Raw genomic sequence first — 13,488 nt, forward strand, 5'->3', positions numbered from 1 at the left:
GCCTGAGGCAGCGCCGGGCCGTGCTCGGCGTGCAGGGAGGCGTTACAGCGGCAGTTCGCCCTGTACCGCCTGTGCGCCCAGCCGCCATGCCAGCCCGGACAAACGGCTGGCGTGGCGCTGCAGGGCCTTCTCCAACACCTCCGCAGGCCCCGCCAGGTGCAGCCGCGTACGCGCCCGGGTCAGCCCGGTGTAGACCAGTTCGCGCGACAGCACCCGGCTGTCATGCCGTGGCAGCTGCAGCCACACTTCGTCGAATTCCGAACCCTGCGCCTTGTGCACCGTCATCGCGAATGCGCTTTCGTGCGCCGGCAGGGCCGCCGGATGGAACGCACGCGGATGCGCCAGGTCATCGCCCGGGAACCAGGCGGCAAGACCGCCGTCGGCATCGCGCAGGCAGATGCCCACGTCGCCGTTGAACAGGCGGTGGCGGTAGCTGTTCTCGGTCACCAGCAGCAGCCTGCCGTGGAAGTAACCGGCGTTGGCACCGGCCAACAGGGTTTCGATGCGATGGTTGAGCCCGCGCGCGCCCTGCGGTCCTTCGCGCAGCGCGGTCAGCACCCGCAGCCGGCCGGCCTGGGCCAGCGCGGTCGCCGGATCACCGCTGTCGGCAAGGGCCCGCCACTGCGCCAGCAGGTGCTCGCGCTGCTCCTGCAGCGGATCCAGCAGGCCTTCGTGGAAGCTGACACCGGCCAGCGTGCCCTGCCGCAGCAGCGTCAGCGCCGACACGCTGTCACCCTCGCGTACCGCTATGGCCAAGGGGGCGAGATCCAGCGCATCGCTCTGCCGGTAGCCGCGCTGCAACTGCACCCGGCGGCCGGCAAACGGGGTGGGCGGTGCTTCCGGCCGCAGCGTGGCCGCCGCCAGCAACGGCTGCAGCGCGCGCGCATCATCTTGACCGGTGCCCTCGCCATCGCCGCTGGCACGCAGGATGGCGCTGAGCACATCGCCCGCCTCCACCGACGGCAGCTGGTCCGGATCGCCGAGCAGGATCAGCCGCGTCCCGCTGCCGATGGCCTCCACCAGCTTGGCCATCATCGGCAGGTCGATCATCGACGCTTCATCGACCACCACCACATCGAACGGTAGCGGATTGTCGGCATGGTGGCGGAAGCGCGGGGAATCCGGGATCACGCCGAGCAGCCGGTGCAGGGTGGTGCCACTGCTGGGCAGGGCCGTACACAGCTCAGGCGCGAGGCCTTCGGCCTGCAGCCGCTGCACCGCCAGGCGCAGGCTTTCGGCCATCCGTTCGGCGGCGCGCCCGGTCGGTGCGGCCAGCGCCACGCGCGGCGCCGGTTGGCCCGCCTGCACGGCGTGCGCGACCAGCAGCAGCAACAGCCGCGCGATGGTGGTGGTCTTGCCGGTACCCGGTCCGCCGGTCACCAGGGCCAGCGGGTGGCGCAGGCTCACCGCCGCAGCGCGCGCCTGGTGGTCGACACGGCCGGCGGCCTGCGGGAACAACTGCGCGAACAGCGGCGCGATCGCCTCCAGCGCCACCGCCGGCAACGGGTGCCGGCCGATGCGCTGCAGCCCTTCGGCCAGCTGCCGTTCGTATTCGCGGTAGCGGCGCAGATAGACCAGGCCGTTTTCCAGCACCAGTGGCGCGTCAACGCTGATCGCATCGGCCTGCTCCGGGCGTGACACCCATGGCGAGTCGTGCAGCTGCTGCAACCACTGGCCGGGGCGCGGCCAGGTGAAACTGCCTTCCACCAGCCGCTGCGGTTGCCCCGGATCGAAGCCGGCGTGTCCCTGCGACACCGCCAGCGACGCCAGCGCGGCGGCGACCAGGATTGAAGGCGGGGTCTCCGGCCGCAGCCGCCCGAGGCTGAGCGCCAGCGCATGGTCCAGCGTGCGCAGCTGCCCGGCGTTCTTCAGTTCGACCAGCAGGCTCATGCCACGCCCCCCACCACGCGGGCGACCAAGGCCGCTTGGGCGGCGTCACCGCCGGCGAACAGGGCGTCCAGTGCATCCACCAGTGCAGGTTCGAAACGCGCTGCATGCACGCCCTCGCCGTCCACGCCCAGCCCGCGACAGAACAGGTAGCGGATGCCGCCCATGTCGCGGGCGTAGTCGTAGCGGCTGCCCAGCCGGAAACGCAGCCAGCGATGCAGGGCCAGGGTGTAGATCAAGGCCTGCAGGTCGTATTCGCTGTGGCGCATGGCCGCGCGCAGCAGCTCCGGCGTATAGCCCGGCAAACGGTTGGATTTGTAATCGAGCACGTACCAGCGGCCCTCGCGCACGTAGGTCAGGTCGATCTTGCCGGTCATCAGCCCTTCCAGCTGGCGGCGCAGGCCGAAGCCACGGCGCGCCGGCACGATGCCGAAGCGGTGCAGCAGCTGCAGCAGGGCGGGCACCGCGGTGGGCTGCATGGCGAAGTGGAACTCGATTTCCGCGCGGCGCTGGGCAGCCGGAAGGTCGTGCAGGGCACCGCCCTCGGGCAAGGGCACGGTCAGGGTGTGGCCGACCAGCGGCACCAGTACCTCCACGCCTTCGTCCAGGTCGGCATCGGCGTAGCCTTCCTCGCGCAGTGCCTTGCGCAGCACCGCAGCCTGGCCTTGCGGCGCCTGCTGGCCGGGTCGCCAGCCGGCCCAGGCAGCGAAGTCGGTGTTCTCCAGCGCGTCGTGCAGCACGTTGCCGAAGCGGCTGCCCATGAAACGCGGATCCACCACGGCGCTGTCCGGCTCACTGCCGGCCGGCAATGCCGGTTCCAGGGGAAGTTCGGCACCGGCCGGTTCGTCGGCGGCGGGCGCGGGCACTTCGGTGGCGGCCGCATCGATCTCCTGGCCGGCATCGGCGTTGGCCAGCTGGGTGAAGCTGTACACCCACCAGTCGTGTGGCACCCGCCGTTCGATCGAACGCACCGGCGGCAGCTCGCCTTCGTCTTCCATCGCCAGCTGCGCCGGCCGGGTTGCCGGCGCGCGTTCATCGACCAGGATATCGGCGTGGGCCGCCAACGCCGACAGGTCGCCCAGCATCGGCGCCAGCCGGGTCTTCGCCAGCCCGGCCAGGTCGCCGACGGCGATCCACAGCGCATGCTCGGCGCGGGTCAGTCCCACGTACAGCAGGCGCGCATCCTCGGCGCGCTGCTCCTGGTCGCGCAGCGAGGTGGCCGCGTCCCAGGCCGCGTCCTTGTCCAGCTTCCAGTGCAGTTCGCGGCGATCCTGCGCATGCACGGTGCAGTTGCTGGCGGTGTTCAGCGCGCCGCCGTCGATGCCGACGAACGGCAGGTATACCAGCGGGTATTCCAGGCCCTTGCTCTTGTGCAGGGTGATGATCTGTACCCGGCGCGCGTCCGATTCCAGCCGCAGCAGCTGCTGTTCGTCGTTCTGGTCGGCATGCGCCATCTGGCCCTGCAGCCAGTCCAGCAGGCCGTGCATGCCCAGCGCCTGGGCCGACGCCTCCTGCAGCAGCTCGCCCAGCTGCAGGTAATTGGTCAAGCGGCGTTCGCCATCCAGCAGCGCCAGCAGGCGTTCGGCCTGGCCGGCGCAGGCATCGGCGATCACCGCGAACGGTCCGCCGCGGGTCCAGCGTTCGCGCCACTGCAACAGCTGCGCCTGGTAGCCGCGCTGCACATCGCCGTCGCGTTCCATGCCAGCGATCGCTGCGGCGTCCTGGCCCAGCAGCACCGTCGCCAGTGCCGCGCGCAGGCGCCCTTCATCGGCCGGCTGCAGCAGGGCCATCAGCAGCGCGCGCAGGTCCTGCGCTTCGGTGGTGGCAAACAAGCTCTGCTTGCCCGCGGCAACGGCAGGAATACCGGCCGCGGCCAGTCCCCGCTGCACCAGGGTGGCTTCGCGGTGCGAACGCACCAGCACCGCGATGTCGCCCGGCTGTACCGGGCGACCACGCAGTTCGGCACGTCCGGCGCGTGCGTCCACCAGCACCTGGTGGATGTCAGCCACGCAGGCCGCGCAGGCCACCTCGCGTGAGGGATCGGCATTGAACGGACGCCCGCCTTCGTTGCGCAGCACGCGCAGGGTCAGGCCCGGTGCCGGCTGACCATCGCGCAGGTAGTCCGCGTCGCCGCGCACGCCACCGGCGGCCACCGGTTCGAACGGGATGCCCTGGTCCAGGAAAGCGGTGGGCCCGGCGTTGTCGTACAGCGACTGCAACGCACGCAGCACGCTCGGGCGCGAGCGGAAATTGCGGTCCAGCGCCGGCGCGACCTGCGCCCCGCGCTTGGCCTTGAGATAGGTATGGATGTCACCGCCGCGGAACCCGTAGATCGCCTGCTTGGGGTCCCCGATCAGGAACAACGCGGGCGCCAGCCCGGCCTCGCGCGTTGCGGCGCTGTCGCCGAACACGGTATGGAAGATGCCCCATTGGCGATCATCGGTGTCCTGGAATTCGTCGACCAGCGCGATGCGGTACTGGCTGCGCAGCTGCCGCACCAGGGTGTCGCGGTGCGGGCCGGCGAGCGCGTTGGCCACCCCGTCGATCAGGTCGTCATAGGTCTGCACGCGGCGTACGCGCTTGAGCGCATCCAGCCGCTGGCGCGCTTGCGCACGCAGGCCATGCAGGAAATTGATCGCGCGGCCACGCAGCCAGTCCAGCCGCGCCTGACGGGCCTGCAGGTAGTCCTGCAGCGCAGGCTGCAATGGCGATGCCGGCGTGCGGCCGGCGTACGCCTTGTTGGTCTTGCCTTCCAGCGCCGCGGGCAGCAGCGCAGCCAGGCGTTCGCTGTCGAGCACCGTGGCCGGCCCGTCGTGCAGCGCCCAGTCGCGCAGCTGCGAACACAGCGGCTGCAGCCAGGTCAGTTTGTAGGAGGCGCCGTTGAGCCACTTGGCATCCACGGCTTCGCACAACGCTGCGAAGAAGGCATCACCGTGATCGCCGATCGCCTGGCGCAGCGCATCGGTTACCTGGTGCAGCCGCGGCGTCGGATCCTCGCCGATCACGGCCGCTGGCGGCAGCAGCGGCAACGGCTTCAACAGGTCAGGCAGGTCACCGGCCAGGGCTTCGGGGGTCTTCCACAACCAGGTCAGCGCGTCGATCGCGGTGGCGTCACTGGCATGCACGCGCCACAGGTCGGCGGCCAGCTCTTCCAGCAGCGCACGCTCGCTGGCCAGCAGCTCGGGGGGGTCGAAGGTATGCCCGCTTTCCAGCGCATGCTCGCGCAGCACGTGGGTGCAGAAGCCGTGGATGGTGAAGATCGCGGCGAGGTCGATCTCATCGGCGGCAACCTGCAGGCGGCGCTGCAGCGCCGCGGCGCTTTCCGTCCCGGTCTCCAGGTGCCGCTGCAGCACCCAGCGGGTCAGCAGCACGTCCGGGATATCGTCGTCGGCCGGGGCGCGATCCACCAGCTGCGCGGCCAGCGCCAGCCGTTCCCGGATGCGCTTGCGCAGCTCCTGGGTGGCCGCATCGGTGAAGGTCACCGCCAGCACCTGGCCGATGCGCAGGCCCTGTTCCACCACCAACCGGGTGAACAGCGTGGCCAGGGTAAACGTCTTGCCGGTGCCGGCGCTGGCTTCGATCAGCTGCACCCCGTGCAGCGGCAGCGCCAGGTACGGATCATCGTGCAGCGTGTCCATGTCGTTGTTCATGCGCCGCCCTGCCCGGCTTCATCGCGCAGCGCGCGACCTTCGCGCACCGCGCTGAACACCACGCGGCTGATATGCAGCAGGTCGGCGAAGCTGGCCTCGTCCTTGAACGGATCCTGCCCGCGCAGTGCAAGCTGGATCGCCTCGCCCTGCGCTTCGCCCCAGCTGCGCTCCGAGCCGTGCCAGCGCTTGGCGGCTTCGCTGAACTGCTTTTCCGCAGGCGTGGTGTGCAGGGTCCAGCCGGTGTAGGGGCCGAATGGCAGCGGCTCACGCAGGCCGCGCGTGCGCAGTTGCAGCAGGCTGCGCAGTGCATCCCGTGCCTGGGCGGGCGGCAAGGCGGGCAACAGGTGCGGGCCCACGCCGTTCTCGCCTTCATCGTGGAACTGCACCAGCGGCAGTGCATCGCCGGCAGCGTTGGCCAGCAGCCAGTCCAGCCCATGGCGGATCGCCGCATTGCCGTTCAGGCTTGCGGTGCGCAGGCGTACCAGGCCCGCGGGGTGGCGGTCAGCGACCCGGCCGTGCAGGCGCACACCGTCGATATCGACCTCGTAGCGGCGGCTTTCCAGCGGTGCATTCCCCAGCCACTCGCGCAATGCCAGCGCGTACGGGCGCGCCTGTGCCTGCAGCGCATCGAAACCGCGCTCGCCCAGTGCACCGGACGGCAGCAGCGCGCGCGCGCGCAACCGCGGGTACAACGGCGCGTCGTCCTCCTGCAGCGTGGCCCGCACCACCGCCAGCTGCACGCTGCGCGCTTCGGGGCTGCGTTCGGACAGCACCAGCGGCTCCACGTCGTCGGTTTCCTGCAGGTCGCCGGGCAGGCGCAGACCCAGCGACAACGACAGGAACTGGCCGGCCGGATCGACCAGGAAGCGGCGCAGTTCATCCAGCGACAGCCGCGACTCCACCGGTTCGGTGGTCGCCACCGGCGCGGGCAGCGGCGTGCTGATCCAGGCCGGCAACTGGCCACGGGCGCCGCCGACGGTGGCCGCGGCGGGATGCCATTGGCGGCGATAGCTGAAACGGCGCGGATCGCCGCCGCCGAACGCGGCCGGCGAGAACGGCTGCAGGGCATGCCGCACGACGAACTGCCGGGCGGCCTCGCGCGGTTCGGCGTGGTACTGCATCGCCGCCTCGATCAGTTCACTGACCAGCACCGAGGGCTCGCGCACGCTGCCGTCGCGTGGGTCCGCGCCGAGGTAGCTCAGGTAGAACGCATCCTGCGCGGCAGCGAACAACTGCAGGAACAGGAAGCGATCATCCTCGCGCAGCGAACGGTCGCCCGGGCGGCGGCGCGCGCTGTCCAGTTCCGCGGTGAGCTGGTTCAGTCCGGCCGCCGGGTCGCGTCGCGGGAAGTCGCCATCGTTCAGGCCCAGCACGCAGATCACCCGGAACGGCAGCAGGCGCATCGGCACCATGCGGCCGAAGCTGATGCCACCGGTAAGCAGCGGCGCGCGCGTATCGGCCTCGGCCAGGGCACCGGCGAAATGCGAGCGGATCACCTCGGCCGGCACGCGGCCGTCGAATCCGGCCTTGTCCGCGTCTTCGGCGAACTGGTTGATCAGCCGACGCAGGCGTTCCAGCGCACGCTGGCTGTTCGGCGAGGACGGCGGGGTCGGCAGCAGCGCGTCGAGCAGGCCCAGCAGGCGCTGCCGCCACTGCGTCGGTGAAAGCGTTTCACCCAGCCGCTGCTGATACACGGCCAACACGCGCAGCAGGCGCAGCAGCCGGTCCAGCGCCTCCAGCGCACTGCCTTCGAGTTCCGGCCACGGGGCCACGCCGGCGATGTCGCCCTCGCTGCCACTGGCGTGGCCAAGCAGCAGGCGGTCCAGCGCGAACTGCCAGGTGAAGGCATCGTCGGCCGGGGCCAGATGCTGGCGGCGGTGGTCCGCGCTGAGCCCCCAGCGCACACCCGCCGCCTGCAGCCAGTCGTGCAGGCGATCGAATGCGGCGGCATCCAGTCCGGCTGCTTCGGCCAGCGGCGCGCTGGCCAGCAGGTCCAGCACTTCGTTCAAGCCGAAGCGCGACACCGGCAGTCCCAGCAGGTGCACGAAGACATCGGCCAGCGGCTCGCCGGCCAGCGGGCTGGTGTCGGCCAGCGCATAGGGAATATGGTCTTCGCCGCCGCTGCGACCGCCGAACACCGCTTCCAGGTAGGGCACGTATGGATCGATGTCCGGTGCCAGCACGGCGATGTCGCGCGCCTGCAGCGGTGGGTCGAAGCGCGGATCCTGCAGCAGCCCCCGCAGCTGGTCATGCAGCACCTGCAGTTCGCGCAGGCGGGTATGGCAGGCATGTACCTGCAGGCTGGGATCGTCCAGCTGCAACGCCGGCAACGGCGGGCCCGAAGGCAGGCCGCGGCGGTGGAAGAGGTCGCGCTGCAGCCGGTGCAGCAGGCTGTCGGACAGGCCACCCTGGTCCATCGGCGGGCGCACGTCGTCCTCGGGATCATCGTAGGCGCCGATCTCCCCGGACGGATGCACCACTTCGTAGCTGCCCAGCACCGCCATGAAATCGCGCCCGGCCGCACCCCAGGCTTCAAGCAGGCGGTTCTCGCCGGCGGCCTCGCCGAACGGATCCGGCGCGCCGCTGCGCAGCTTTTCGCCCAGCGTCTGCAGGTCGCCCCAGTAGGCCTGCACCGGCGTGGGCAGGTAGAAATGCAGCTCGCCCACGCGCGCCTGGGTGGCCATCACCCGCAGCACGTCGGGCGAAATGTTCAGCGTGGCGAACGCGGACACGCGCAGCGGCAGGCCCTGCGGCAACGGTTTGCCGGCGCCTTCGAACTGCTCCAGGTAGGCCTGGATGCGGCGCGCGCGGTAGCCGCGTCCCTGGGCGATGGCACGCCACAGGATCGCCTGTGGATCCTGCGGATCGGCACCGGCGTCCCAGCGCAGCAGCCAGTCGCGGCGCCACGCCTGGTATTTCTCGAACACGCCGGCCAGCTCGCCGGCCAGCGCCCACGGCTTCAGCGGATCGCCGCCGGACAGGTAGCTGTTCAGCGCGCGCATCGGCGGCTGCGCCATCAGCAGGTCGTCGCCGAGTGCGGCATACACGCGCCAATGCAGGGCCGCCGCGTCCAGGTCCTCGGCCTCGCCGGGAACGTTGGCATTCAACGCGCGTGCCACGAACTCACCGGGAGTCAGGAACTCCAGGTTGGCGGCCACGCCGTATTCGGCCGCCAGGGTGGACTGCAACCAGCGCCGCATCGCCACCTGCGGGATCAGCACCACTTCCGGGTCCAGCAGCGGCTGGCCAGGAAGCGGCGCGCGCACGTGCCGCGCCAGCAACGCGGCCAGCACGTCCAGCGAGTTGGAATGGTAAAGACGGAAATCGCTGGAGGGGTCGCTCATTGCCTACAGTTTGCCGTAGCAGCGCGGTAAATGAATGCCCGACGCATCCGCCCTGCCGATCTCCTCCTGCGGATTGTTCCGCCAGGCCGCCTCGACTGTCCCGGAGCGCCTGCGCCCCTACCGCAACGACGCATGCGACAATACTGGACGGTCCAGTACGCTTATGTTCAGCGCCACGCCCTGATCCTTCAACGTTGGAAAATTGTTAAATGGTGCCCATGCAGGCTTCCACGACTCCTCTGGTGCAGTTGACCAACGTCCGCATCGAGCGCGGCGGACGCACGATCCTGCGCGATGTGTCGCTGCAGGTCCCGCAGGGCAGCATCACCGCCGTGCTCGGTCCGTCCGGCAGTGGCAAGTCGACCCTGCTGGCCGCGCTGACCGGTGAGCTGCGTCCGGTGCAGGGCGATGTCACCCTGTTCGGCAAGCCGATCCCGACCGGCAACCGCGACCTGCTGGAAATGCGCAAGAGCGTCGGTGTTCTACTGCAGGGCAACGGGCTGCTGACCGACCTCACCGTGGGCGAGAACGTGGCGCTGCCGCTGCGCGCGCATACCAGGCTGCCGGTCGCCGTGCGCGAGCGCCTGGTGCAGATGAAGCTGCATGCGGTGGGCCTGCTGTCGGCCGGTGATGCCTGGCCGCGTGAACTGTCCGGCGGCATGGCACGGCGCGTCGCGCTGGCCCGCGCGCTGGCCCTGGACCCGCCGCTGATGATCTACGACGAGCCGCTGACCGGGCTGGACCCGATCGCCTCCGGGGTCATCATGAGCCTGATCCAGCGCCTCAACCACAGCCTGGGACTGACGAGCATCATCGTCAGCCACCACGTGCACGAAACGCTGCCGATCTGCGACCAGGTGATCGCCATCGCCAACGGTGGCGTAGTGTTCCAGGGCAGCCCGGCCGCGCTGGAAGCCAGCCAGGATCCGTTGCTGCAGCAGTTCCTGCACGGCCGTCCGGATGGCCCGATCCCGTTCGACGCCGCCCCCCGCGCGAGGACTGCCTGATGCCCTTCGTTGCCGCCACCCGCTCGCTGGGCCGCGCCGGTCTGTTTTCGCTGACCGTGCTGCGCGGCTCGCTGCCGACCGCCGATTTCCTGGCCGAACTGACCCGCGAGATCTACAAGATCGGCGCGCGCTCGCTGCCGATCATCGCCGTCGGCGGGGCCTTCGTCGGCCTGGTGCTGACCCTGCAGGGCTACCGCACGCTGACCACCTTCGGCGCTGCCGATGCGCTGTCCACGCTGCTGGGCCTGTCGCTGTACCGCGAGCTGGCGCCGGTGCTGACCGCGTTGCTGTTCATCGGCCGCGCCGGCAGCTCGATCGCCGCCGAACTGGGCCTGATGCGCGCCACCGACCAGATCAAGGCGCTGGAGTTGATGGCCATCGACCCGATCGCCAAGGCCGTGGCCCCGCGCTTCTGGGCGGCGGTACTGACCGTGCCGCTGCTCACCGGGGTGTTCTGCTCGCTGGCGATCTCGGCCAGTTACTTCGAAGCGGTACACCTGCTGGGCCTGGACAACGGCGTGTTCTGGTCGGCGCTGCGCAACAGCGTGGACTTCTGGAACGACTTCGGCGTGGCGATGCTGAAATCGGCCATCTTCGGCGGCACCGCGGCGCTGGTGGCTTCATACGTGGGCTTCCACGCCGAGCCGACCATCGAAGGCACTTCCGTCGCCACCACCCGCGCGGTGGTCAATGCCTCGCTGCTGGTGCTGATGTTCAACTTCGTGCTGTCGGCCATGCTGTTCCAGTAACTGTATTCCTTCCTGGTTCCGGCGCTTGCCAGCGCGGGAACGACCTGAAACTTCCGCCCTGGACATGCCGGGGCACTTGTCAAAAATGGTGAAATGAACATGGCCATCCGCGGTCCCAGACTGGAATTTTCCGTCGGCGCCTTCCTGCTGCTGGCACTGGCTTCGTTGTTGGTACTGGCGGTCGCTTCGACCAACCAGCGCTGGGGCCTGGGCGGTGGCGGCTACGAGCTGAAGGCCCGTTTCTCGCAGATAGGCCAGTTGCGCAAGCAGGCGCCGGTGAAGATCGGCGGGGTCAACGTCGGCCAGGTGGCGGCCATCGACCTGGATCCGGTCAAGTTCGACTCCATCGTCACCATCAAGATGGACGGCAAGTTCAAGGACCTGCCGGCCGACACCTCCGCCGGCATCTTCACCAGCGGCCTGCTCGGCGAGAGCTATATAGGCCTGCAACCGGGCGGGGATCCGGACGTACTGAAGGCCGGTGATGAAATCGTGTTCACCCAGCCAGCGGTAGACCTGATCCAGCTGGTCGGCAAATACATGTTCAGTGGTGGCGGCGCCGGTGGCGACGCAGCACCGTCCAACCAATCCCACGACGGCGCGCCCGCGCCCGCTACGGAAACCCAACCATGAAAATGAAACTGCTCCCGGTCCTGCTCGCTTCGACCCTGCTGGCCGCCGCTCCGCTGATCGCATCGGCGCAGGCGCCTGCCGCTGCCGCCGCCACCCAGGGCCAGGCCGGCAAGACCGTGATCGATGCCAGCACCCGCATCATGACCACCCTGCAGCAGCGCAAAGCCGAGTTCAGCAAGGACCCGACCGCGCTGCGCAACTTCATCAACAGCGAGCTCAACCGCACCTTCGACCGCGATTACGCGGCACGCCTGGTGCTGGGCGCGCATTCGCGCGGTGCCTCCGATGCGGACATCAAGCTGTTCGCCGATGCGATGGCCGACAACCTGATGCAGCGTTACGGTTCGGCCCTGCTGAACATCCAGGGCCGGCCGAGCTTCCGCCTGAAGGGCGAGAGCCCGTTGCCGGGCAACCGCGGCGTGCGCGTGGCCACCGAACTGGTGCGCTCGGGTGACCAGCCGACCCCGGTCGAGTACCTGATGCGCAACACCGATGGCCAGTGGAAGATCTTCGACGTCAACATCGAAGGCATCTCCTACGTGCAGACCTTCCGCAACCAGTTCGACGCCCCGCTGCGCCAGAAGGGCATCAAGCAGGTCGCCACCGAGCTGCGCAGCGGCACCATGCAGGCCGGAACCCCGGGCAATGGCAAGTAACAGCGCCCAGGCCCGGCTGGACCAGGGCACCCTGCATCTGTCCGGCGTGCTGGACCGCAGCGCGGTGATCGCGCTGTGGCCGCAGCTGCAGTCACTGGGCGGTGCTGCACAGGCGCTGGACCTGACCGACGTGCCGCGCGTGGACAGCGCCGGCGTGGCCCTGCTGGCCGAACTCGCCGCGCGAGCGCGGCAGCAGGGACGGACGCTGGCCATCAATGGCTCGCCGGCCGGCCTGACCGAACTGGAGGCGGCCTACCGGCTGTCTGCAGACCTTGATTTCAATGCCCCTTCTGCCGCGAGCTGACATGAACGTCGTACGCATACTCCCCCTGTTCGTCCTGGTCGCCACGCTCAGCGCGTGTGCTGCCAAACCGGCCCGTGACAGCGCCCCCAGCGTCGGCACCGTGGTCCCTGCAACCGAAGCGCCGGTCGCCGATGCAGCTCCCGCCCCGGTCGTCGACGATGCGTCCGCCAGCGCCGACGCCGCGCCGGTCGCAGGGTCTCCGGCGCCCGCCGCCGCGACGCCGCCCACGGTGGATGCCGATGGTGATGGCACGCCCGATGCCACCGAAGACGACTTCACCGCGCTGTACGGCAGCGAAGGGGTCAGCGGTGGATCCGCAGCCGCCTACGATCCGTGGGAACCGCTCAACCGCCGCGTGCATCGCTTCAACGTGGTGGTGGACAACGCCATCGCCCGTCCGCTGGCCACGGCCTACACCAACGTGGTGCCGCGCTTCGCACGCACCGGTGTGAGTAATTTCTTCAGCAACATCCGCTCGCCGGTGACCATCGTCAACCAGTTCCTGCAGGGCCGTCCGGACGATGCCTGGGACACCATGGGCCGCTTCCTGATGAACAGCACGCTGGGCATCGGCGGCCTGTTCGATCCGGCCAGCAAGGCGATGATCGCCAACCGCAAGGAAGACTTCGGCCAGACGCTCGGTGCGTGGGGCTGGCGTCCGTCGCGCTACGTGGAACTGCCGTTCTTCGGGCCGCGTACCGTGCGTGATGTGTTCGGCCTGGCCGGCGACATTCCGCTTTCGCCGATCCGCCAGATCGAAGAAGACAAGGTGCGCATCGGCCTGCAGGGCCTGCAGCTGGTGGACGCGCGTTCGCAGCTGCTGGCCGCTGATGACATCCGTTCCAGCGCGGTGGACGAGTACGCCCTGGTGCGTGATGCGTGGCTGCAGCGCCGCAACTACCAGATCGAGAACGATCTGCGCGGCAAGCATGCGCGCGGCAAGGACGATCTGGATTCGCCGATCCCGGTGGATGCGATGCCGATGCCGCAGTGGGGCAACTGACGGTCGTTGCAGCGAACGGCTGAGCCCCTCGTGGTGGGTCGCCGGGGGCCGCTGAGTATCGGGATTGGGCCGGGCGGGAGGGGCTGGTGGGGGCGTTGAGCGCCAAGGATGGCGCGGAACGAGGCCCGCCGGGGCGCCTCTTGCCGCCCCCCAACAACCCCTGCCGCCCCCCACACCCCCGCAACGCGGCGGCCACCGGCGCCCCACCACGCAGCACTCATCCGTGCGCCCGTCAGACCGCCAGTCGGCCCCCAC

9 protein-coding genes are annotated in these 13,488 nt (G+C 69.7%); 6 read left to right on the forward strand and 3 right to left on the reverse strand.

Annotated features, from left to right (window positions below):
* Window positions 1-42: 42 nt before the first annotated feature.
* From recD to recC, 3 genes are read right to left on the reverse strand one after another with little or no spacing between them, the layout of a single operon-like run.
* Window positions 43-1,890, reverse strand: coding sequence for an exodeoxyribonuclease V subunit alpha (gene recD / locus CXG43_RS03115; protein WP_101098631.1), 1,848 nt, complete (start codon window positions 1,888-1,890; stop codon window positions 43-45).
* Complete coding sequence (locus CXG43_RS03120; RefSeq protein WP_232767563.1) at window positions 1,887-5,537, reverse strand: exodeoxyribonuclease V subunit beta; 3,651 nt, start codon at window positions 5,535-5,537, stop codon at window positions 1,887-1,889. The genes recD and CXG43_RS03120 overlap by 4 nt, the downstream gene beginning before the upstream one ends.
* Complete coding sequence (gene recC, locus CXG43_RS03125; RefSeq protein ID WP_101098632.1) at window positions 5,534-8,881, reverse strand: exodeoxyribonuclease V subunit gamma; 3,348 nt, start codon at window positions 8,879-8,881, stop codon at window positions 5,534-5,536. Before recC ends, CXG43_RS03120 begins: the two co-directional genes overlap by 4 nt.
* A 218-nt stretch (window positions 8,882-9,099) precedes the next feature.
* Between recC and CXG43_RS03130 the strand changes: the two genes are divergently transcribed.
* From CXG43_RS03130 to CXG43_RS03155, 6 genes are all read left to right on the forward strand, one after another.
* Complete coding sequence (locus CXG43_RS03130; RefSeq protein WP_042612193.1) at window positions 9,100-9,888, forward strand: ATP-binding cassette domain-containing protein; 789 nt, start codon at window positions 9,100-9,102, stop codon at window positions 9,886-9,888.
* Window positions 9,888-10,637 (forward strand): MlaE family lipid ABC transporter permease subunit, encoded by a 750-nt coding sequence (locus tag CXG43_RS03135; RefSeq protein WP_042612164.1) that lies wholly within the window; start codon window positions 9,888-9,890, stop codon window positions 10,635-10,637. Before CXG43_RS03130 ends, CXG43_RS03135 begins: the two co-directional genes overlap by 1 nt.
* Window positions 10,638-10,736: 99 nt before the next feature.
* Window positions 10,737-11,270, forward strand: coding sequence for an outer membrane lipid asymmetry maintenance protein MlaD (gene mlaD / locus CXG43_RS03140; RefSeq protein WP_101098643.1), 534 nt, complete (start codon window positions 10,737-10,739; stop codon window positions 11,268-11,270).
* Entirely contained in the window at window positions 11,267-11,926 is a 660-nt protein-coding gene (locus tag CXG43_RS03145) for an ABC transporter substrate-binding protein (RefSeq protein WP_101098634.1), read from the forward strand. Before mlaD ends, CXG43_RS03145 begins: the two co-directional genes overlap by 4 nt.
* Window positions 11,916-12,230 carry an STAS domain-containing protein gene (locus CXG43_RS03150; protein ID WP_101098636.1) on the forward strand — a complete coding sequence of 105 codons (315 nt, stop codon included), beginning with the start codon at window positions 11,916-11,918 and terminating at the stop codon, window positions 12,228-12,230. The genes CXG43_RS03145 and CXG43_RS03150 overlap by 11 nt, the downstream gene beginning before the upstream one ends.
* Before the next feature lies 1 nt (window position 12,231).
* Entirely contained in the window at window positions 12,232-13,233 is a 1,002-nt protein-coding gene (locus tag CXG43_RS03155) for a VacJ family lipoprotein (RefSeq protein ID WP_101098638.1), read from the forward strand.
* The last annotated feature ends 255 nt before the right edge of the window (window positions 13,234-13,488 follow it).

This window comes from Stenotrophomonas sp. Bg11-02 (genome assembly GCF_002836635.1).
Lineage (GTDB): Bacteria > Pseudomonadota > Gammaproteobacteria > Xanthomonadales > Xanthomonadaceae > Stenotrophomonas > Stenotrophomonas lacuserhaii.